At 58.0% G+C, this 22,158-nt stretch carries 18 protein-coding genes and 1 pseudogene; 6 read left to right on the top strand and 13 right to left on the bottom strand.

The window, feature by feature from the left end; genetic code table 11:
- Positions 1–3: 3 nt before the first annotated feature.
- The 7 genes from lpdA to sdhC form a co-directional block, all read right to left on the bottom strand.
- Complete coding sequence (lpdA, locus tag CKW19_RS25265; RefSeq protein WP_007998079.1) at positions 4–1,440, bottom strand: dihydrolipoyl dehydrogenase; 1,437 nt, start codon at positions 1,438–1,440, stop codon at positions 4–6.
- Between the two features lie 108 nt (positions 1,441–1,548).
- Positions 1,549–2,766: a 2-oxoglutarate dehydrogenase complex dihydrolipoyllysine-residue succinyltransferase gene (gene odhB, locus CKW19_RS25260; RefSeq protein ID WP_095060811.1), complete on the bottom strand. Its 1,218-nt coding sequence runs from the start codon at positions 2,764–2,766 to the stop codon at positions 1,549–1,551.
- Positions 2,767–2,808: 42 nt separating this feature from the next.
- On the bottom strand, positions 2,809–5,640 hold the full coding sequence (locus tag CKW19_RS25255) for a 2-oxoglutarate dehydrogenase E1 component (RefSeq protein ID WP_095060809.1): 2,832 nt from the start codon (positions 5,638–5,640) through the stop codon (positions 2,809–2,811).
- A 253-nt stretch (positions 5,641–5,893) separates the two neighbouring features.
- Positions 5,894–6,598: a succinate dehydrogenase iron-sulfur subunit gene (locus CKW19_RS25250; protein WP_008063297.1), complete on the bottom strand. Its 705-nt coding sequence runs from the start codon at positions 6,596–6,598 to the stop codon at positions 5,894–5,896.
- 11 nt (positions 6,599–6,609) lie between these two features.
- Positions 6,610–8,382 carry a succinate dehydrogenase flavoprotein subunit gene (gene sdhA, locus CKW19_RS25245; RefSeq protein ID WP_095060807.1) on the bottom strand — a complete coding sequence of 591 codons (1,773 nt, stop codon included), beginning with the start codon at positions 8,380–8,382 and terminating at the stop codon, positions 6,610–6,612.
- Positions 8,383–8,385: 3 nt separating this feature from the next.
- The gene (gene sdhD / locus CKW19_RS25240) at positions 8,386–8,754 is read right to left on the bottom strand and encodes a succinate dehydrogenase, hydrophobic membrane anchor protein (protein WP_053156804.1); all 369 of its coding nucleotides are present in this window, start codon (positions 8,752–8,754) and stop codon (positions 8,386–8,388) included.
- Positions 8,748–9,122 (bottom strand): succinate dehydrogenase, cytochrome b556 subunit, encoded by a 375-nt coding sequence (sdhC, locus tag CKW19_RS25235; protein ID WP_032829628.1) that lies wholly within the window; start codon positions 9,120–9,122, stop codon positions 8,748–8,750. Before sdhC ends, sdhD begins: the two co-directional genes overlap by 7 nt.
- Before the next feature lie 364 nt (positions 9,123–9,486).
- Between sdhC and gltA the strand changes: the two genes are divergently transcribed.
- Positions 9,487–10,776: a citrate synthase gene (gene gltA, locus CKW19_RS25230; RefSeq protein WP_095060805.1), complete on the top strand. Its 1,290-nt coding sequence runs from the start codon at positions 9,487–9,489 to the stop codon at positions 10,774–10,776.
- 1,043 nt (positions 10,777–11,819) lie between these two features.
- Here the strand turns inward: gltA and CKW19_RS25220 are convergent.
- From CKW19_RS25220 to CKW19_RS25210, 3 genes are all read right to left on the bottom strand, one after another.
- Positions 11,820–13,478: a cation acetate symporter gene (locus CKW19_RS25220; protein WP_095060803.1), complete on the bottom strand. Its 1,659-nt coding sequence runs from the start codon at positions 13,476–13,478 to the stop codon at positions 11,820–11,822.
- Positions 13,475–13,786: a DUF485 domain-containing protein gene (locus CKW19_RS25215; RefSeq protein WP_095060801.1), complete on the bottom strand. Its 312-nt coding sequence runs from the start codon at positions 13,784–13,786 to the stop codon at positions 13,475–13,477. The genes CKW19_RS25220 and CKW19_RS25215 overlap by 4 nt, the downstream gene beginning before the upstream one ends.
- A 284-nt stretch (positions 13,787–14,070) precedes the next feature.
- A complete protein-coding gene (locus CKW19_RS25210; protein WP_095060800.1) occupies positions 14,071–14,922 on the bottom strand; it encodes a glycine betaine ABC transporter substrate-binding protein in 852 nt (283 codons plus the stop codon).
- Positions 14,923–15,209: 287 nt separating this feature from the next.
- On the opposite strand from CKW19_RS25210, the gene CKW19_RS25200 reads away from it, so the two are divergent.
- Entirely contained in the window at positions 15,210–16,805 is a 1,596-nt protein-coding gene (locus CKW19_RS25200) for a beta (1-6) glucans synthase (RefSeq protein ID WP_095060798.1), read from the top strand.
- Between the two features lie 126 nt (positions 16,806–16,931).
- Here CKW19_RS25200 and CKW19_RS25195 read toward each other — a convergent pair whose 3' ends face one another.
- Positions 16,932–17,297 carry a hypothetical protein gene (locus CKW19_RS25195; RefSeq protein ID WP_095060796.1) on the bottom strand — a complete coding sequence of 122 codons (366 nt, stop codon included), beginning with the start codon at positions 17,295–17,297 and terminating at the stop codon, positions 16,932–16,934.
- A gap of 225 nt (positions 17,298–17,522) precedes the next feature.
- On the opposite strand from CKW19_RS25195, the gene CKW19_RS25190 reads away from it, so the two are divergent.
- Both CKW19_RS25190 and CKW19_RS25185 read left to right on the top strand, forming a co-directional pair.
- The gene (locus CKW19_RS25190) at positions 17,523–18,821 is read left to right on the top strand and encodes a serine/threonine protein kinase (RefSeq protein WP_095060794.1); all 1,299 of its coding nucleotides are present in this window, start codon (positions 17,523–17,525) and stop codon (positions 18,819–18,821) included.
- On the top strand, positions 18,814–19,602 hold the full coding sequence (locus CKW19_RS25185; protein WP_095060792.1) for a VacJ family lipoprotein: 789 nt from the start codon (positions 18,814–18,816) through the stop codon (positions 19,600–19,602). The genes CKW19_RS25190 and CKW19_RS25185 overlap by 8 nt, the downstream gene beginning before the upstream one ends.
- A gap of 60 nt (positions 19,603–19,662) precedes the next feature.
- On the opposite strand, the gene CKW19_RS25180 is transcribed toward CKW19_RS25185, so the two are convergent.
- Positions 19,663–20,577, bottom strand: a complete 915-nt coding sequence (locus tag CKW19_RS25180) for a DUF808 domain-containing protein (RefSeq protein WP_095060790.1) — start codon at positions 20,575–20,577, stop codon at positions 19,663–19,665.
- 134 nt (positions 20,578–20,711) lie between these two features.
- On the opposite strand from CKW19_RS25180, the gene CKW19_RS25175 reads away from it, so the two are divergent.
- Positions 20,712–21,317, top strand: coding sequence for a TetR/AcrR family transcriptional regulator (locus tag CKW19_RS25175; RefSeq protein ID WP_095060787.1), 606 nt, complete (start codon positions 20,712–20,714; stop codon positions 21,315–21,317).
- A gap of 113 nt (positions 21,318–21,430) precedes the next feature.
- Here CKW19_RS25175 and CKW19_RS25170 read toward each other — a convergent pair whose 3' ends face one another.
- The gene (locus CKW19_RS25170) at positions 21,431–21,889 is read right to left on the bottom strand and encodes a transposase (protein ID WP_095060785.1); all 459 of its coding nucleotides are present in this window, start codon (positions 21,887–21,889) and stop codon (positions 21,431–21,433) included.
- 108 nt (positions 21,890–21,997) lie between these two features.
- Between CKW19_RS25170 and CKW19_RS25165 the strand changes: the two are divergent.
- A pseudogene (locus tag CKW19_RS25165) lies at positions 21,998–22,158 on the top strand (IS256 family transposase); the annotation flags it as partial.

Raw genomic sequence — 22,158 nt, 5'->3', positions numbered from 1 at the left:
GTCTTAACGCTTCTTGCGGTTGGCGATGTGGATGGCGCCGCCATTCACTGCCAAAGCTGCTTCGTGCAAGGCTTCAGACAGGGTCGGATGGGAGAAAACCATCATGCCCAGGTCTTCAGCGCTAGTGCCGAATTCCATACCGATCGCGCCCTGCTGAACCAGTTCTGCAGCGCTTGGGCCAATCACGTGGACGCCCAGCACGCGGTCTGTCTTGGCATCTGCGATGACCTTGACGAAACCACCGGTGTCGTTGGCAGCCATGGCACGGCCAGAGGCTGCGAACGGGAAGGTGCCGACGTTAACTTCAACGCCTTCAGCTTTCAAGGCCTGCTCGGTTTTACCGACCCATGCGATTTCCGGGTGAGTATAAATAACCGAAGGGATCAGGTCATAGTTCATCTGGGCCTTGTGGCCCTTGATGCGCTCGACAACCATGATGCCTTCTTCCGACGCCTTGTGCGCCAGCATCATGCCGCGAACCACGTCACCGATGGCGTAAACGCCCGGTACGGTGGTAGCGCAGTGATCGTCAACGTGCACGAAACCGCGCTCGTCCAGGGTCACGCCGCAGTCGGCAGCCAGCAGATCAGTGGTCACCGGACGGCGACCAACGGCTACGATCAGCTTGTCGAAAGTGATGTTCTGTTCGCCTTTGGCATCGGTGTAGTTCACAACGACTTCGTCGCCGTTCACTTTGGAACCGGTGACGCGAGCGCCCAGCTTGATGTCCAGACCCTGCTTGGTCAGGGTTTTCAGCGCTTCCTTGGAAACAGCGGTGTCCGCTGCCATCAGGAAGGTGTCCAGGGCTTCCAGGACAGTCACTTCTGCACCCAGACGCGACCAGACCGAACCCAGTTCCAGACCGATCACGCCAGCGCCGATCACGCCCAGACGCTTCGGTACGGATTGGAATTCCAGGGCGCCAGTCGAATCGACGATCACATTCTGGTCAACCGGAGCTGGCGGAATGTCGATCGGACGCGAACCTGGAGCCAGGATGACGTTTTCGGCTTCGATGATTTCTACCGAGCCGTCTGGCTTGGTGACTTCGACTTTCTTGCCGGCCAGCAGCTTGCCGTGACCCTGGATCGAGGTCACACCATTGGCTTTGAACAGGGTCGCAACGCCGGAGGTCAGGCCTTTGACGATGTTGGCTTTACGGCCAACCATCGCTGGCACGTCCATGGTCACGCCAGCGTGATTGATACCGTGGATCGCGAAACCGTCCTGGGCTTCGTGGAATTTCCACGAGCTGTCCAGCAGGGCTTTGGATGGAATGCAGCCGACGTTCAGGCAAGTACCGCCCAGAGCCAGTTTGCCTTCCTTGTCGGTGTACTTCTCGATGCAGGCAGTGCTGAGGCCGAGTTGGGCGGCCTTGATGGCAGCCACGTAACCGCCAGGGCCTGCACCGATCACTACTACGTCAAATTTCTGCGACATTCAAAAAATCCTCTTTAGCAATAAAGCTACAAGCCGCAAGCTGCAAGCCTCAAGCCCACTCGCTCGCCTTGAGCTTGGGGCTTGTCGCTTGCAGCTTGCAGCTGCTCTTTAGATATCCAGCAACAGACGAGCCGGATCTTCCAGCAGGTTCTTGATGGTCACCAGGAAGGTCACAGCTTCTTTGCCATCGATCAGACGGTGATCGTAGGACAGGGCCAGGTACATCATCGGGCGGATAACGACCTGACCGTTGATGGCCATAGGACGCTGGATGATGTTGTGCATGCCCAGGATGGCTGCTTGTGGCGGGTTGACGATCGGGGTCGACATCATCGAACCGAAAGTACCGCCGTTGGTGATGGTGAAAGTACCACCGGTCATTTCGTCCATCGACAGTTTGCCGTCGCGGGCTTTCTTGCCGAAGGTGGCGATGCCGCCTTCGATTTCAGCCAGGCTCATCAGTTCAGCGTTACGCAGAACCGGTACAACCAGGCCGCGATCGCTGGAAACTGCAACGCCGACGTCAGCGTAGCCGTGGTAAACGATGTCGCCGCCGTCGATCGAAGCGTTGACAGCCGGGAAGCGTTTCAGCGCTTCGGTGGCCGCTTTCACGAAGAACGACATGAAGCCCAGGCGCACGCCGTTGTGGGACTTCTCGAACAGGTCCTTGTACTTCGAACGCAGTGCCATGACTTCGGTCATGTCGACTTCGTTGAAAGTGGTCAGCATCGCCATGTTCGATTGAGCTTCAACCAGACGCTTGGCCACGGTGGCACGAACGCGGGTCATCGGTACACGCTTCTCGATGCGGTCGCCAGCGGCGAACACAGGAGCGGCAGCCGAAGGAGCAGCAGCCTTGGCAGGCGCGGCAGCCGGAGCGGCTTTCTTGGCGGCAACAGCTGCAACCACGTCTTCCTTGGTCACACGACCGCCTTTGCCGGTGCCGGCAACGGAAGCGATGTTGATGCCGTTTTCTTCAGCCAGCTTACGGGCAGCCGGTGCAGCAACAGGATCGTCTTCGCCTTCGGTGGCTGGCGCAGCGGCTTGTGCAGCAGCAGGAGCCGCGGCAGCAGGAGCGGCAGCAGCGCCGCCCGCTTCGATCGAGCCCAGGACTTCGTCGGACAGAACGGTTTCGCCTTCGTTCTTGACGATAGCGCCCAGCACGCCGTCAGCAGTAGCCAACACTTCCAGCACAACCTTGTCGGTTTCGATGTCGACGATCAGGTCGTCGCGCTTGACCGCGTCGCCCGGTTGCTTGTGCCAGGTGGCAACGGTGCCATCGGCAACCGATTCCGGGAAAGTGGGGGCTTTGATTTCGATAGCCATTATCTGTGGGTCCTTAAATTCGGTTTCAGGTGCGCGAAGGCGTTAAACAGTAAAGGCGTCTTGCAGCAGTTTTTCCTGCTGCTCAGCGTGCATCGATGCGTAACCGCATGCCGGTGCAGCAGAAGCCTCACGGCCCGCGTACTCAAGTACGAGAGACTTGTCGAGGTTGCTGATGCTGCGACGCATATGGTGTTGGCTGCAGTACCACGCCCCCTGGTTCATCGGCTCTTCCTGACACCAAACGGCAGCTTTGACGTTGGTATAAGGAGCCAGGACTTCTTTCAAGTCGTCCTCAGGGAATGGATACAGCTGCTCGATACGCATGACGGCGATGTCGTCACGACCTTCGGCACGACGTTTTTCCAGCAGGTCGTAGTAGACCTTGCCGCTACACAGAACAACGCGCTCGACCTTTTTCGGGTCTTGGGCATCGATTTCCGGGATCACGGTCTGGAACGAACCTTCGGCCAGATCTTCCAGCGTCGAGATGGCCAGCTTGTGGCGCAGCAGCGACTTCGGTGTCAGAACGATCAATGGCTTGCGCAGCGGGCGAATGACCTGACGACGCAGCAAGTGATAGATCTGTGCCGGCGTAGTCGGCACGGCTACCTGAATGTTGTGCTCGGCGCACAGCTGCAGGTAACGTTCCAGACGAGCCGAGGAGTGCTCCGGCCCCTGACCTTCATAACCGTGCGGCAGCAACATGGTCAGACCGCACAGACGGCCCCACTTGTGCTCGCCGCTGGTGATGAACTGGTCGATAACCACCTGGGCACCGTTGGCGAAGTCGCCGAACTGGGCTTCCCAGATCACCAGCGCATCAGGCGTGGTGGTCGAGTAACCGTATTCGAACGCCAGTACGGCTTCTTCGGACAGGAACGAATCGTACAGGTCGAAACGTGGCTGGCCGTTGTACAGGTTCTGCAACGGGATGTAGGTGCCCGCGTCTTTCTGGTTGTGCAAGACAGCATGACGGTGCGAGAACGTACCGCGGCCGATGTCCTGGCCGGTCATGCGGATCGGGTGACCTTCGAACGCCAGGGTCGCGTACGCCATGGTTTCGGCGTAACCCCAGTTGATCGGCAGGCCGCCGGCTTGCATCTTCTGACGGTCTTCGTAGATCTTCGCGACCTGGCGCTGAACCACGAAGCCTTCCGGAATTTCCAGCAGCTTGGCGGACAGTTCCTGCAGGGTCTTCAGATCGAAACGAGTGTCGTGACGCGCGGTCCAGGCGTGGCCCAGATACGGACGCCAATCCACGAACAACTCTTTGTTCGGCTCTTTGACCAGGCTCTTCACTACGTGCAGACCGTTGTCCAGCGCGTTGCGGTATTCGTCGACTTTCGCCTGAACACGCTCTGCGTCCAGCACACCGCCCTGGGTCAGACGATCGGCATACAGCTCACGGGTGGTGCGCTGTTTGGTGATCTGCTGATACATGATCGGCTGGGTGCCGCTTGGCTCGTCGGCCTCGTTGTGGCCGCGACGACGGTAGCAGACCAGGTCGATCACCACGTCACGCTTGAACTGCATGCGGTAGTCGATGGCCAGCTGGGTCACGAACAATACGGCTTCCGGATCATCACCATTCACATGGAGGATCGGCGCCTGGATCATTTTCGCAACGTCGGTCGCGTACTCGGTGGAACGCGAGTCCAGCGGGTTGCTGATGGTGAAACCGACCTGGTTGTTGATCACGATGTGCACGGTGCCGCCGGTTTTGAAACCGCGGGTCTGCGACATCTGGAAGGTTTCCATGACCACGCCTTGACCGGCGAATGCCGCGTCACCGTGGATGGAGATCGGCAGAACCTTCTCACCGGTTGGATCGTTACGACGATCCTGACGGGCGCGAACCGAACCCTCGACCACCGGGGAAACGATTTCCAGGTGGGACGGGTTGAACGCCATGGCCAGGTGAACTTCACCGCCAGCGGTCATCACGTTGGACGAGAAGCCCTGGTGGTACTTAACGTCACCGGAGCCCAGCTCGACCTTCTTCTTGCCTTCGAACTCGTCGAACAACTCGCGCGGGTTCTTGCCGAAGGTGTTGACCAGCACGTTCAGACGACCACGGTGGGCCATGCCGATAACGATTTCCTTGGTGCCGTAGGAACCGGAACGCTGGATCAGCTCGTCGAGCATCGGAATCAGGCTTTCGCCGCCTTCCAGACCGAAACGCTTGGTACCCGGGTACTTGGTGCCCAGGTATTTTTCCAGGCCTTCACCGGCAGTCACGCGCTCAAGCAGGTGGCTCTTGATGTCGGCGGAGTACGTCGGACGGCCGCGCACGCTTTCCAGACGCTGCTGGAACCACTGGCGCTGTTCGGAATCGGTGATGTGCGTGAATTCAGCGCCGATGGTGCGGCAATATGTCTGCTGCAACGCTTCGTGAATTTCGCGTAGGCTCGCTTCCTCTTTGCCGATGAACAGGTCGCCGGCACGGAAGGTCGTATCAAGATCGGCATTGGTCAAGCCGTAATGATTGATCGACAGGTCTGCAGGTGCAGGACGCTGCCACAGCCCCAGCGGGTCAAGCTGGGCTGCCTGGTGGCCACGCATACGGTAGGCCTGGATCAATCGCAGCACTTCAACTTGCTTCTTCTCGTGCTCACTGCTCACGCTGCCGGCGGAAACCGGTTGGGCGCGGCGCTGGTTCTTTGCCAGCAAGACGAAATGATCGCGAATTGTCGAGTGCGAAACATCGGTGGCAGAGTTGCCGTCAGCAGGCAACTTCTGGAAGTAGGTGCGCCACTCTTCTGGCACAGCGTTAGGGTCGTGCAGGTAGAGCTCGTAGAGCTCTTCCACATAGGCAGCGTTACTACCGGATAGGTAGGCGCTGTTCCACATGCGCTGCATCACGCTTTCTTGCATGCTTGGTCACCCTCGGTTAGGGGAACACCACCGGTGTCGACACCGAGCAAACTTGCAGAAGTCCGAATGCAGCGACCAAAACAAGCCACTAGGATCACACTGATAGTCCGGGTACCAGCCCGGATGCCCCTGCTTGTCTCATTTCTTCAAAATAAGAGCTGCAGCCTTTTAAGCTGCTGCTCAGGTTAAAACTACGGCGCCGGTTGAAGCCTGCGCCGTAGCATCTACGGGTACAACGGATACAGCAGCTGAATCACACGCCGCTAGACAGCAACATGTTACGGATGTGACCGATGGCCTTAGTCGGGTTCAGGCCTTTCGGACATACGTTGACGCAGTTCATGATCCCGCGGCAGCGGAATACGCTGAACGGGTCATCCAGCGAAGCCAGACGCTCGGACGTCTTGGTGTCACGGCTGTCTGCCAGGAAGCGATACGCTTGCAGCAGAGCAGCTGGACCCAGGAATTTGTCCGGGTTCCACCAGAAGGACGGGCAAGAGGTCGAGCAGCAAGCGCACAGGATGCACTCGTACAGACCGTCGAGCTTTTCACGCTCTTCAGGGGACTGCAGACGCTCGATGGCCGGAGCCGGCGTGTCGTTCTGCAGGTATGGCTTAACCTTCTCGTATTGCTTGTAGAAGATGCTCATATCGACGACCAGGTCACGGATAACCGGCAAACCTGGCAGAGGACGAACGATCAACTTGTTACCTTTTACGACAGCAGACAGCGGCGTGACGCAGGCCAGGCCGTTCTTGCCGTTGATGTTCATGCCGTCGGAACCGCAAACGCCTTCACGGCAAGAGCGACGATAGGAGAAACCTTCGTCCTGCTCTTTGATCAGGGCCAGCACGTCCAGCACCATCAGGTCTTTACCACCGGTATCAACCTGGAATTCCTGCATGAACGGCGCGGCGTCCTGATCAGGGTTGTAACGATAAACGCTGACTTGCAACATGGCGGCCACCCTTAATAAGTCCGAATCTTAGGTTCAAAAGTCGGAACAGTCTTCGGCGAGAAGTTCACGGCACGCTTGGTCACGCGCTTGTCACCCGGGAAGTACAGGGTGTGGCACAGCCAGTTTTCATCGTCACGATCTTCGAAGTCTTCACGGGCGTGAGCGCCGCGGGACTCTTTACGTACTTCGGCAGCGATGGCGGTAGCTTCGGCTACTTCCAGCAGGTTCTGCAGCTCAAGTGCTTCGATACGTGCAGTGTTGAACGCCTGCGACTTATCGTTGATCTTGACGTTGGCGATGCGCTTGCGCAGGTCCGCCAGCTGGGCAATACCCTTCTGCATGTATTCGCCAGTACGGAATACACCGAAGTAGTTCTGCATGCAGTTTTGCAGCTCGCGACGCAGGGTTGCCACGTCTTCGCCTTCGGTACGGCTGTTCAGAGCGTTCAAGCGCGACAGGGCAGCTTCGATATCGGCTTCGGTAGCGTCGTCGTATTCGATGCCGTCGGTCAGTGCTTTTTCCAGGTGCAGGCCGGCAGCGCGGCCGAATACCACCAGGTCGAGCAGCGAGTTGCCGCCCAGACGGTTGGCACCGTGAACCGATACGCAAGCCACTTCACCCACTGCGAACAGGCCAGGGATGATTTCGTCGACGCCTTCGCCGTTCTGGGTGATCGCCTGACCATGAATGTTGGTGGCAACGCCGCCCATCATATAGTGGCAGGTCGGAACAACCGGAACCGGAGCAACAACCGGGTCAACGTGTGCGAAAGTCTTCGACAGTTCGCAGATGCCTGGCAGACGGCTGTGCAGCACTTCCTCGCCCAGGTGGTCGAGCTTGAGCATTACGTGGTCGCCATTCGGACCGCAACCGTTGCCGGCGATGATTTCTTTAACCATCGAGCGAGCAACAACGTCACGACCGGCAAGGTCTTTCGCGTTCGGAGCATAACGCTCCATGAAACGCTCGCCGTGCTTGTTGATCAGGTATCCACCTTCACCACGGCAACCTTCGGTAACCAGTACACCAGCGCCGGCGATGCCGGTCGGGTGGAACTGCCACATTTCGATGTCTTGCACTGGGACGCCGGCACGCAGCGCCATACCAACGCCGTCACCGGTGTTGATCAGGGCGTTGGTGGTCGAAGCGTAGATACGACCTGCACCGCCGGTAGCCAGTACGGTGGCCTTGGCACGGATGTAGGTGGTTTCGCCGGTTTCGATGCAGATGGCGATCACGCCGACGAACTCGCCTTCGCTGTTCTTCACCAGATCGACAGCGTAGTACTCGTTCAGGAACACGGTACCGGCTTTCAGGTTGCCCTGATAAAGGGTGTGCAGCAGAGCGTGACCGGTACGGTCGGACGCAGCGCAAGTACGCGCAGCCTGGCCGCCTTTACCGTAGTCCTTGGACTGACCGCCGAATGGACGCTGGTAGATACGACCTTGCTCGGTACGCGAGAACGGCATACCCATGTGGTCCAGCTCGTAAACGGCAGCCGGGCCTTCCTGACACATGTATTCGATAGCGTCCTGGTCACCGATGTAGTCGGAACCCTTGACGGTATCGTACATGTGCCAGCGCCAGTCATCGTTCGGGTCAGCGGACGCGATGGCACAGGTGATGCCGCCCTGGGCGGAAACAGTGTGCGAACGGGTCGGGAAAACCTTGGTGATCACGGCAGTCTTGTGACCACCCTGTGCCAGTTGCAGCGCTGCGCGCATGCCGGCACCGCCACCACCAATAATGATGGCGTCGAAAGAAATCGTTGGAATGTTAGCCATGAATCAGATACCCCAGAGAATCTGCACGCCCCAGACGAAGTAAGCGAACATCGCAACGCCGCAGACTGCCTGGAAAAGGAAACGTATAGCCGTCGCGGACTTGCCGAACGCCATTGGCGTCAGGTAGTCGGTCGCGATGGTCCACATGCCGACCCAGGCGTGAGCGCCGAGGGCAACAAGGGCCAGGAGGCTGAAGATACGCATCCCGTTGTGGGCGAACAGTTCATGCCACTGGGCGTAATCGATGCCAGGGTTGGCCGCGATGTATCCGATCAGGAAGATGAAGTAAGCCGCGAGAACGACCGCAGACACACGTTGCGCCATCCAGTCATAGAGGCCCGAACGCGAGAGGTTCGTGACGTTAGTTACCATATCCAAACTCCTGCCAGAACGATTACCACCACGGAAACGGCGATAACGATTTTCGAGCCCAGTTTGCCGCCTTCCAGCGTCTCACCGATGCCCATGTCCATGATCAAGTGGCGCACACCGGCTACCAAGTGATAAAGCAGAGCGGACAGGATGCCCCATGTCACTAGCTTGGCTAGCGGACTGGTCAGACACGCTTTCACCTGACCGAAGCCTTCCTCGGAGCTCAGCGACTTGTCCAATGCATAAAGCATGATGGCAAGGCACACGAAGAGGATGACACCGGAGATTCGGTGAAGGATGGACGTGTAAGCAGTGACTGGGAGTTTGATGGTCCTTAGGTCTAGGTTTACAGGTCGTTGGCTTTTCACGGCTTTTTTTTCACACTGAAGAGCCCCTAACAATCAGGGCAAAGTTGTTGGGGAGTGCACTGGTCAGGTAACCACCACCCAGGGATGCGACCCCCAATGAAAGCAAGCCCAAAAGCCCTTGGCGGTCGGTGGCCGAGTATAGACAGTTAGGCTACTAATGACAACGCAATCACCTAACCCAAACAGCTGATTGCGCAACTGACATAAAAGGCGTAAATGGCAGCCAATTTCGAGAAAAATGTCTGGTTAAAGCCTTTGGGAGCAAGACTTTAGGCAAATTGACATTCGAATTTATCTCACTATAGTGGTGCGGGCCCTGCGTGGGGGGTCTGTCTGATGATTTCAAGCATAAATAGGAGGCCACATGGCTGACAAAAAAGCGCAGTTGATCATCGAGGGCGCAGCCCCCGTCGAGCTGCCCATTTTAACCGGCACCGTTGGTCCCGATGTTATCGATGTTCGGGGTCTGACGGCCACGGGCCGCTTCACCTTTGACCCAGGTTTCATGTCGACCGCTTCGTGCGAGTCGAAGATCACCTATATTGATGGTGACAACGGCATTCTGCTGCACCGCGGCTACCCGATCGAACAGCTGGCTGAAAAGTCGGACTATCTGGAAACCTGCTACCTGCTGCTCAATGGCGAACTGCCGACCGCAGAACAGAAGGCCCAGTTCGTCAGCACCGTGAAGAACCACACCATGGTTCACGAGCAGCTGAAGACCTTCTTCAACGGCTTCCGTCGCGACGCCCACCCGATGGCCGTCATGTGCGGCGTAGTTGGCGCCCTCTCGGCCTTCTACCACGACTCCCTGGACATCAATAACCCGCAGCATCGCGAAATTTCCGCGATCCGCCTGGTTGCCAAGATGCCTACCCTGGCAGCGATGGTTTACAAGTACTCCATGGGCCAACCCATGATGTACCCGCGCAACGACCTGTCGTACGCGGAAAACTTCCTGCACATGATGTTCAACACCCCGTGCGAGATCAAACCGATCAGCCCGGTACTCGCCAAGGCCATGGACCGGATCTTCATCCTCCACGCCGACCACGAGCAGAACGCTTCGACCTCCACCGTCCGTCTGGCTGGCTCTTCGGGTGCCAACCCGTTCGCCTGTATCGCCGCCGGTATCGCTGCACTGTGGGGCCCTGCCCACGGCGGTGCCAACGAAGCCGTACTGACCATGCTCGATGAAATCGGCGATGTTTCGAACATCGACAAGTTCATCGCCAAGGCCAAGGACAAGAACGATCCGTTCAAACTGATGGGCTTCGGTCATCGCGTTTACAAAAACCGCGACCCGCGCGCCACCGTGATGAAGAAGACCTGCGACGAAGTGTTGAAGGAACTGGGCATCCAGAACGATCCGCAACTCGAACTGGCCATGCGCCTGGAAGAGATCGCCCTGACCGACCCGTACTTCATCGAACGTTCGCTGTACCCGAACGTCGACTTCTACTCGGGGATCATCCTCAAGGCGATCGGCATTCCAACCAGCATGTTCACCGTGATCTTCGCCCTGGCGCGGACCGTCGGCTGGATCTCCCACTGGAAAGAAATGCTCTCCAGCCCGTACAAGATTGGCCGTCCGCGTCAGTTGTACACCGGCTACGAGTCGCGTGATATCTCCAAGCTGGAAGACCGCAAGTAAGATCTGTCTTGCTGTAGCGTGTTGAGTTGCACCGGGAACGGCCTCTGCTTTTTATATAAAGAGCAGGAGGCCGTTTTTGTTTGTGCGCCTTTTTGATGGTGTACATATCCGTTTCTGCGGTTACGGCCGCTATTGGTTCCGCCCTTACGGCGGGTCACTTTGGAAAAGCCCCAAAGTAACCAAAGGGCTCTTGCCCCTGACATTCGGTGCCTCGCCGCGGCTCGGCATTCCCTCGCTCCGGTCCTGCTCCGTGGGCCCGCCGCCATCGGCCATCCATGGCCGGGGGCGGCTAAACCGGCATCCATGCCGGCTTGCCCACTGCGCAGAACCTCCTCTCGGCCTCACGAGGGGGCGTACACCGCAAAAGCGCCCGAGGCGGCCTACCGGCCGGCCTGGTTCTGATGTGTACGCGCTCTCCCTGTAGGAGCTGTCGAGTGCAACGAGGCTGCGATCTTTTGACTCTGTTTTTTTAAGATCGCAGCCTTCGGCAGCTCCTACGGAGTGATACATCCGCGAAATCAGGCCGGCAGGCAGGCCGCCATCGCTGGCAAGCCAGCTCCTACAATGGATCAGCGTACACCCACGCTCTTCACCACTCATCAGGCCGAGCGTTAGCTCGCCTTCCGCTTTTGATCCACCCGCCCCCTCGGGAGGCTGAGTGGAGGTGTTTATCCGGGGATTGGCGCACAGCGCCGTTCGACGCAATCGAGCTCATTGCATGTAGGTCGAAGCGAAGCCGACCGGAGGGCAATGCCCCCGGATGAATACCGGAGCGAAGGAACGCCGAGCCTTAGCGAGGGGCCGTACGTAAGGGACTCGCCGTAAGGGCGAAACCATAAGCCGCCGTCACCTGAATAACGGATATGTACTCAATCAACCAAGAACCAGGTCTGCCCGAAGGCCGCCATCGCTGGCAAGCCAGCTCCTACAGTAAATCGGCAACATCCAAAAATTCCGGCCGATTACCGCTCAATAAAAAAATGCCCCGATCTCTCGACCGGGGCATTCCATTCAACACATCTTAAACAGTCAAACCCAAACCCTTAGTGCGAAACAGCCCCACTCGCGCCCAGGCCAGTCTGCGAACGAACAAACTGCGGGAAGAACAGCGCCCGCTCATTGTCAGCCGCGGTCGACTTGTCAGTAATCGAGAAGAACCAGATCCCGACAAAGGCAATCAGCATCGAGAACAGCGCCGGGTACTCATACGGGAAGATAGCCTTCTCGTGATGCAGGATCTGCACCCAGATGGTCGGACCAAGCACCATCAGGCCTACAGCACTGATCAGGCCCATCCAGCCGCCGATCATCGCACCGCGGGTGGTCAGCTTCTTCCAGTACATGGAAAGCAGTAGGACCGGGAAGTTGCAGCTCGCCGCAATGGAGAACGCCAGGCCCACCATGAACGCAATGTTCTGGCTCTCGAACAGGATACCCAGACCAATTGCCAGCACCGCCAGCGCGATGGTGGTGATTTTCGAGACGCGGATCTCATCCTTCTCGTTGGCTTTGCCTTTCTTGATCACGCTGGCGTACAGGTCGTGGGAGACCGCCGAAGCACCGGCCAGGGTCAGACCGGCAACCACTGCCAGAATGGTCGCGAACGCTACCGCCGAGATGAAGCCCAGGAAGATACTGCCGCCTACCGCGTTAGCCAGGTGCACCGCCGCCATGTTGTTGCCGCCCAACAGCGCGCCAGCAGCATCTTTAAAGGCCGGGTTGGTGCTGACCAGCAGGATCGCGCCGAAGCCGATGATGAAGGTCAGGATGTAGAAGTAGCCGATGAAGCCGGTTGCGTACAACACGCTCTTGCGAGCTTCTTTAGCGTCACTCACGGTGAAGAAGCGCATCAGGATGTGTGGCAGGCCAGCGGTACCGAACATCAAGGCCAGACCGAGGGAGAACGCCGAGATCGGATCTTTCACCAGGCCGCCCGGGCTCATGATCGCTTCAGCTTTCGGGTGAACCTTGATCGCTTCGGAGAACAGCATGTTGAAGTCGAAGTTGACGTGCTTCATCACCATCAGCGCCATGAACGAAGCGCCGGACAGCAACAGAACCGCCTTGATGATCTGCACCCAGGTGGTCGCCAGCATGCCGCCGAACAACACGTACATGCACATCAGGATACCGACCAGGATCACTGCAACGTGGTAGTCGAGACCGAACAGCAGCTGAATCAGCTTGCCGGCACCCACCATTTGCGCGATCAGGTAGAACGCCACCACCACCAGCGAGCCGCACGCGGACAGCGAGCGAATCTGGGTTTGGCCCAGGCGATAGGACGCCACGTCGGCAAAGGTGTACTTGCCCAGGTTACGCAAGCGCTCGGCGATCAGGAACAGAATGATCGGCCAGCCCACCAGGAAGCCGATCGAGTAGATCAGGCCGTCGTAGCCGGAGGTGAACACCAGCGCGGAAATACCCAGGAAGGATGCTGCCGACATGTAGTCACCGGCAATCGCCAGACCGTTCTGGAAACCAGTGATCTTGCCGCCAGCGGCGTAGTAGTCAGAGGCCGAGTTGTTTTTCTTGGACGCCCAGTAAGTGATGCACAAGGTTGCGCCGACGAACGCCACGAACATAAGGATCGCGGCGACGTTCAGCGGTTGTTTCTGCACGGCGCCGGTCAGGGCGTCAGCCGCCCAGGCGCCCGGTGCGAAGGCTGCGATGCTCAACAGAGCCATTAGACGCCGGATCATTGCTGAGCCTCCTTGAGAATCGCATTGTTCAGGTCGTCGAACTCGCCGTTGGCGCGTTTTACATAGATGCCGGTCAGGATGAAGGCCGAGAGAATCAGGCCGACACCGATCGGAATGCCCCAGGTTATCGATGACTCAGGGCTGATTTTCGCCCCCAGTACATGCGGCCCGTAAGCAATCAAAAGGATGAATCCGGAGTAAAGCCCTAGCATGATCGCTGAAAGAATCCAGGCGAATCGTTCCCTCTTGCTAACCAGCTCCTTGAAGCGCGGGCTGTTTTGAATCGAGAGGTAAATGCTGTCGTTCATTGTTTTTATCCTCGCAGCACAGATTAAGTTGGAACGGTATCCACTCTATGCGGCTGCGGGGCAGGTTCCAGACGACCTTAGTCTTAGAACGCCATGACATATCTGCCAATTGCAGGAACGAGCTTGCTCGCGATGAATTTGGAGGCACCGAGTTTTTCCCGGCGGCACGCGTTAACGTTCACGCCCATCGCGAGCAAGCTCGCTCCTACAGAAAAGAAAAAGGGCCACTAGGCATAGAATGCCCAGCGACCCTGGAAGAGACTGACCTGAAGCATCAACTCAGATTATTTAATCCAGTCAGCCACACGTTCCGGGTGTTTAGCGACCCAGTCCTTCGCCGCCGCTTCAGGTTTGGCGCCATCCTGGATCGCCAGCATGACCTCGCCGATTTCGTCTTTCGAGGCCCACTGGAAGTGCTTCAGGAACTTGGCCACTTCCGGCGCTTTGGTTGCCAGCTCTTTGCTGCCGATGCTGTTGACGGTTTCAGCAGCGCCATACACGCCTTTCGGGTCTTCCAGGAAACGCAGTTTCCACTTGGCGAACATCCAGTGCGGCACCCAACCGGTCACGGCGATGGATTCGTTTTTCTTCTCGGCGCGCGTCAGCTCGGCAATCATGCCGGCGCCGGAACTGGCCTTGAGTTGATAACCGGTCAGGTCGTAATCCTTGATCGCCTGTTCGGTCTTGAGCATTACGCCTGAACCGGCGTCGATACCAACGATGCGGTTCTTGAAGGTGTCATCGGTTTTCAGATCGCCGACTGTCTTGGCTTTCACATACTCCGGTACGATCAAACCGATTTTCGCGTCTTTGAAGTTGGGGCCGTAATCGACAACCTGATCCTTGTTCTTGGTCCAGTAGTCACCGTGCGTCACTGGCAACCAGGCCGACAACATGGCGTCGAGTTTGCCGGTCGCCACGCCTTGCCACATGATCCCGGTGGCGACGGCTTGCAGCTTCACGTCATAACCGAGTTTCTGCTTGATCACTTCGGCGGCCACGTGAGTGGTCGCAACGCTGTCGGACCAGCCGTCAACATAACCGATGCTCAGGGTCTTGCTCTCGGCATTGGCGAATGTGGAGCCAACCGCAAGTACCAGAGCGGCACTCGCGCCTAAAAGTCGTCGCATCTTCATCGTTACTTCCCCGAAAGTGCTGCGCTCGACGGGTGCCGAGCCGCGTCAACGTATTGTTATGGTGCACAGCGCCTCCATCACGCCTCACCGCAAACTCGCTCCAACATCAGCGGAGTACTGACACAGCGATCATCAACCTCACGCTCTTGGCGACCTGCTCTGCCAGCGACCTCAAGCCATCGAGAAACGACATCAGAAAGCCATTAACCCTGAGCGCGACAAACACTGCGGCCAATCCGCCCGAACTTTGCATGTCAAAATCATGCAGGCCACCAAGCGCGCGGTAAATGCAGGTAACATGCGCCGCTTTGCTCCCACACGGCCTGACCATGTCCGCGATTTCCCGTTTCCCTTTCGCTGCTTATTTTTTCGCTTGCCTGCTGGGGCTGTTTGCGCTCTGCGGCTTTTGGTACGGGCTCGGTAAACCGGTGATTCTGCCGGACGTGGCCAGTGCCACGCACAAGTTGCAATGCGCCTCCTACACCCCATTCGATAAAGATCAGTCGCCGTTCGATGTGCCGTTCAATCTGCGCCCGGAGCGCATGGACGCCGATCTTGCACTGCTGTCCAAAAGTTTCGAATGCATCCGCACCTACTCCATGACTGGCCTCGAAGCCCTGCCGGACCTGGCGCGCAAGCATGGCTTGAAGCTGATGATCGGCGCCTGGGTCAACAGCAATCCGGTGGACACGGAAAAAGAGGTCGATTTGCTGATCGCCTCGGCCAATGCCAACGCCGATGTGGTGAGCGCAGTGATCGTCGGCAACGAAGCCCTCCTGCGCAAGGAAGTTACCGGACCACAACTGGCCAAGCTGATCAACAACGTCAAAAACCAGGTCAAACAACCTGTCACCTATGCCGACGTCTGGGAGTTCTGGCTCAAGCATCCGGAAATCGCCCCCGCCGTGGACTTCCTGACCATCCACTTGCTGCCCTACTGGGAAGACGATCCATCGAACATCGATGCCGCCCTGCAACATGTGGCCGAGGTACGCCAGGTGTTCGGCAACAGGTTCGCGCCCAAGGACGTGATGATTGGCGAAACCGGCTGGCCGAGCGAGGGCCGTCAGCGTGAAACCGCGCTGCCGAGCCGGGTTAACGAAGCCAAATTCATTCGCGGCTTTGTCACCCTGGCCGAGCAGCAAGGCTGGCATTACAACCTGATCGAAGCCTTCGACCAGCCGTGGAAACGCGCCAGCGAAGGTGCGGTCGGCGGTTACTGGGGATTGTTCGATGCTGACCGCCAGGACAAAGGCGTGCTGGCCGGGCCGGTGACGAACGTGCCGTACTGGTCGCAATGGCTGGTGGCGGGTGGTTTGATTTTCCTCGGCATTCTGCTTGTTGGCGGTCGGGTTCGCAGTACCCGTTCGGCACTGGTTCTTCCGTTGTTCGCCGCAGTCGCCGCCTGCTCGTTGGGCGCCTGGGGCGACCTGGCGCGGGTCACCACTCGTTTCAACAGTGAATGGCTATGGGTCGGCTTGCTGACCGTATTGAATCTGCTGATCATTGCCCACGCGGCGCTGACGCTGAGCTCACGCACCGGATGGCGTGAAAGCGCTTTCAACTTTTTGGAGCGCCACGCTGGATGGCTCGTCGCAGCTTCCGGTTTTGCAGCGGCAGTGATGATGCTGGAACTGGTGTTCGATCCGCGCTATCGCAGCTTCCCGAGCGTGGCGTTTATCGTGCCGGCACTCGTCTACCTGTGCCGCCCGGTGAGCGTGCCGCGTCGGGAGATTGCGCTGCTGACGTTCATTATTGGGGCCAGCATTGCACCGCAGTTGTTTCGTGAAGGGCTGCAGAATCAGCAGGCTTGGGGTTGGGCGCTGGTGAGTGTGTTGATGGTGGCTGCGTTGTGGCGGTGTTTGCGGGTTCGCAAGGCTTAAATTTGCAGCGCAGCTTGCGGCCCCATCGCGAGCAAGCTTGCTCCTACATTTGATTTTTGTCGCACGCCAATTTTGCGTTCGCTATAGATCTACTGCAGGAGCGAGCCTGCTCGCGATGGCAATCTATCAGGCGCTACGTGACGCCCGAACCAACCGCAACCCCGCGATCACCACCGCAAACACCGCCAACGTCGTGTTGTACAACGCCAGCGCAGGCAACCCACAAATCAGCGCCAGCACCGCCAGCCACCACCCTGCCCGACCCGGCACAACGAAGCCAACGATCGCAGCCGCCAATGCGGCCCAACCCAGGACGGCGAAGTGAATCATCAGGCCCAGGTTCGACCGTATCTGGCATTCCCAGCGGCTTGACTCATCGACGCAAATGCCCACCCACTGCGCATCTTCCATGAAGCCATAACGTGCGCCATAACTGGCGGCCAGCCAGACGGGCAGCAAAACAAGCAGCAGGATCACGGGCAGGCGGGACATGAATTACTCCAATGGGTGAAAAACGGCGGCCAGCTTAATCGCCCTTATGCTATTCGCAAGCTATAACAACAGTTTGCTAGTCATTCAATCGCTGCAAAGTGTATCGTCCAGCTACTATTACTTCGAAATCAGGCGTGTTTGGTGCCGACGCTTGGCACTTAGGCGCAAATCCGGTGGTCATAGCCTGCGACATTCAATCGGCACCTTCTTCTAAGGGATCTAGTCATGCTCCGTTCCTTGCGCTTCGCCGCCCTGTTTGGCGGCCTTATTTTGAGTGCGTCCGCACTGGCGGTCGATATCGACGCCGCCAGTTATGGCTATCCCCTCACCAATCCGTTTGAAGCGACCATCGCGACAACACCACCGGACTTGCGCCCGGAACTGCCGCTGGACGATGACATCGACCAGTCGACACTCAGCGTCACCCTGCGCCCGGAGCGGGCCTTCGAGCTGCCGGCGAATTTCTGGCCGGTGACGAAACTCGAATACCGACTCGCCACGCAGGACCATGCCGCACCGTTGATTTTCCTGATCGCCGGCACTGGCGCGCGCTATGACAGCAGCCTGAACGAATATTTGAAGAAGCTCTACTACAAGGCCGGCTACCACGTGGTGCAATTGTCGTCGCCGACCAGCTTCGACTTCATCAGCTCCGCTTCACGCTTCGCCACGCCGGGCATCACCAAGGAGGATGCCGAAGACATGTATCGGGTGATGCAGGCCATACGGGCACAAAACCCGAATCTGCCGGTCACCGACTACTACCTGACCGGTTACAGCCTGGGTGCGCTGGATGCTGCTTTTGTGGCGCACCTGGACGAAACCCGCCGCAGCTTCAACTTCAAGAAAGTCCTGCTGCTCAACCCGCCGGTGAACCTCTATACCTCGATCACCAACCTGGACAAGCTGGTGCAAACCGAGGTCAAAGGCATCAGTACTTCCACGACCTTCTATGAGCTGGTGCTGGACAAACTGACCCGCTACTTCCAGCAGAAGGGCTACATCGACCTCAACGATGCCCTGCTCTACGACTTCCAACAGTCCAAGCAGCATCTGAGCAATGAACAGATGGCCATGCTGATCGGCACATCGTTCCGCTTCTCCGCCGCCGATATCGCTTTTACCTCGGACCTGATCAACCGCCGCGGCCTGATCACGCCACCGAAGTTCCCGATCACCGAAGGCACCACCCTCACGCCGTTCTTCAAGCGTGCGCTGCAATGCGACTTCGATTGCTACATCACCGAACAGGTCATTCCGATGTGGCGCGCCCGCACCGACGGCGGCAGCCTGCTGCAATTGATCGACCAAGTCAGCTTGTATGCTCTGAAGGACTATCTGCGCGACAGCCCGAAAATTGCCGTCATGCACAACGCCGATGACGTGATTCTTGGACCAGGCGACCTGGGTTTCCTGCGCAAGACATTCGGCGACCGCTTGACCGTTTATCCGCTGGGCGGCCATTGCGGCAACCTTAACTACCGCGTCAACAGCGACGCCATGCTGGAGTTTTTCCGTGGCTAAATATCTCCTGCTTGTCACCGCGCTACTCTGTGCAGGCGTCGCCAATGCCGAAGACAGCAAAACCAACGCCCCCGTCGTGGTCGACAGTGACGGCTTCAAGGAACCGTTGAGTGAACTCAAGTTCAACCCGGGCCTGGATCAGCGCGAGTTCGAGCGTTCAACGCTCAATGCGCTGAACGTCTACGACCCGCTGGAAGAGTGGAACCGTCGTGTCTACCACTTCAACTATCGGTTCGACCAATGGGTGTTCCTGCCCGTAGTCAACGGCTATCGCTACGTCACCCCGAGCTTCTTGCGCACCGGGGTCAGCAACTTCTTCAACAACCTAGGCGATGTGCCGAACCTGTTGAACAGCTTGCTGCAACTCAAGGGCCAGCGCTCGATGGAGACCACCGCGCGACTGTTGCTCAACACCACCATTGGCGTCGCCGGTCTGTGGGACCCGGCAACCGCCATGGGCTTGCCGCGCCAGAGCGAAGACTTCGGCCAGACCTTGGGTTTCTATGGCGTACCGGGCGGCGCTTACATCGTACTGCCGATCCTCGGCCCGTCGAACCTGCGGGACACCGGTGGGTTGCTGGTGGATTACACCGCAGACTCCGCGATCAACTTCCTCAATGTTCCCGAAGTCAGCTCCAACCATCCGGAAGTCTGGATCCTGCGCGGCATCGACAAGCGCTACCAGACCAGCTTCCGCTACGGTCAACTGAACTCACCGTTTGAGTATGACAAAGTGCGTTACGTGTACACCCAGGCGCGCAAGTTGCAGATTTCCGAGTAATTCCAACGGTAAAAAATGTGGGAGCGAGCCTGCTCGCTCCCACATTGTTATGTGCTGTCTTCAGCCTTTCAGCGCTTTCCAGATCTTGCCGACAACCATCACACCGGCCAACACCACCGCACCCGCCACAATTCCCGCCGCCGCATTCAGCAACATCGGTACGATAAACCCTGCACCGCCCGCCCCTGCGCTGACACTTTCAATCCAGTGATGCACCACAGGCACACCGTGGGTCAGGATGCCGCCGCCGACCAGGAACATCGCCGCCGTGCCAATCACCGACAGGCTTTTCATCATGTAAGGCGCCGCCCGCAGAATGGCACCGCCGATGCTTTTCGCCATTTGCCCGGGCTTTTGGGTCAGCCACAGGCCCAGATCATCGAGCTTGACGATGCCCGCCACCAGGCCATAGACGCCGACCGTCATGATGATTGCGATGCCCGAAAGCACGATCACTTGCTGGGTCAACGGCGCATCGGCCACGGTGCCGAGGGTGATGGCGATGATTTCCGCCGAAAGAATGAAGTCGGTGCGCACGGCGCCTTTGATCTTGTCTTTCTCGAAGGCCACCAAGTCCGTGGCGGGATCGGCCACGGCTTCGACCAACTGCGCATGCTCGGCGGCATCCTCGGCCTTGCTGTGCAGAAACTTGTGGGCGATCTTCTCGAAACCCTCGAAGCACAGGTAAGCGCCACCAATCATCAGCAACGGGGTGACCGCCCACGGAACGAACGCACTGATCGCCAATGCCGAAGGCACCAGGATCAGTTTGTTGATGAACGACCCCTTGGCGACCGCCCAGACCACCGGGATCTCACGCTCGGCGCGCACGCCGCTGACTTGCTGGGCATTGAGCGCCAGGTCGTCGCCGAGCACGCCGGCAGTCTTCTTGGCGGCCATTTGAGTCATCAACGAAACGTCGTCCAGTACGGTGGCGATGTCGTCGATCAGCACCAGTAAACTGCTTCCTGCCATGAGTCGGGTTTCCTTCTTGAATAAATGCGATGCAGCATAGCGCGGCGCAACAGGCTACGGTGCATTCTTGAGCGCCGCGCGAGCCCGGTGATACCATGCGCAACCGCCAGAACAGGCAAGGAACCACCGGCTTTATGAGCACAATCCGCGAGCGCAACAAACAACTGATCCTGCGTGCCGCCAGTGAAGAATTTGCCGACAAAGGCTTCGCTGCGACCAAAACCAGCGATATCGCAGCCAAGGCGGGATTGCCCAAGCCCAACGTCTACTACTATTTCAAATCCAAGGAAAACCTCTACCGCGAGGTCCTGGAAAGTATCATCGAGCCGATTCTCCAGGCTTCCACGCCTTTCAATCCGGACGGCGTACCCAGTGAAGTGCTCAGCGGCTACATCCGCTCGAAAATCCGTATCTCCCGCGACCTGCCCTTCGCCTCCAAGGTGTTCGCCAGCGAAATCATGCACGGTGCACCGCACCTGAGCAGCGACCTGGTCGAACAGCTCAACGGCCAGGCCCGACACAACATCGAGTGCATCCAGACCTGGATCGACCGCGGGCAAATCGCCCCCATCGACCCTAATCACCTGATGTTCAGCATCTGGGCCGCGACCCAGACCTACGCCGATTTCGACTGGCAAATCAGTGCCATCACCGGCAAGGCCAGGCTGGATGAAGAAGATTACGAAGCGGCGGCGCAGACGATTATCCGGTTGGTGTTGAAGGGGTGTGAGCCGGATTGATGGACCGCGGTGCCTTCAATCGCTAGCAGGCTAGCTCCCACACTGGATCTGTGGCGCTCATAAAACCCTTGTGGGAGCTAGCCTGCTAGCGATGAAGACAACTCGATATCAGCTCAAACCCAGATAGCATCCCACAGCGGGTAGTCGCCAAGTTTCTCAACCAGCCCGGCCCGCAAAGGATTGGCCACGACATATCGCGCTACCCTCACCAGATCTTCCTCTCGTCGCAGTGCCCGATCATGAAAGCCTTTCTGCCAGAGAGTGACCTTGCGACCAGTAAACTGATTTACCGCTTTGGTGCTCATCGACTTGGTCTTCTGCATGAGGCCACACAATGATCCCTGCTGTAACTCAACCAGCCAATGAAAATGATCGGGCATGACAACCCAGGCCAATGAATTCGCCATGCCTTGATGCTGCGCATTTCTAAACTGATCCACGACCAAACGACCCAGGACAAAATTCTTGAATATCTGTTTTCGTCCAAACGTGTTGGTGGTCAATAGGTAAATCCGGTGGGTTTCAGCATAGCGACCACGCCGTAGGCGATGTGAAGCAGGTGAATCAGGCATTCCTTTGCCTCCTCCATGAATTGATCATGAGAAGGCTAGTTCGGCTGATTCGATCGGGGGGTGTCAGAAATTTTGTGTTCGGGCATAACATGAGTAAGAGGTGCATGTATGCCAACCAAAAAGAAACCCGCGTTGCGAGAACTACCGAAAATCCCGAAAGAGCTGCTCGAGCAATTCACCGATGGACCGATGACCGCTGAAGCCATTGAGGACGCCTCTGCGGCGTTCAAGAAGGCTTTGATCGAGCGAGCCCTCAGTGCTGAGCTTGG

It is taken from the genome of Pseudomonas sp. Irchel s3f7, assembly GCF_900187615.1.
In the GTDB taxonomy this organism is placed as follows: Bacteria; Pseudomonadota; Gammaproteobacteria; order Pseudomonadales; family Pseudomonadaceae; genus Aquipseudomonas.
This window is presented reverse-complemented; position numbering and strand designations above follow the sequence as displayed.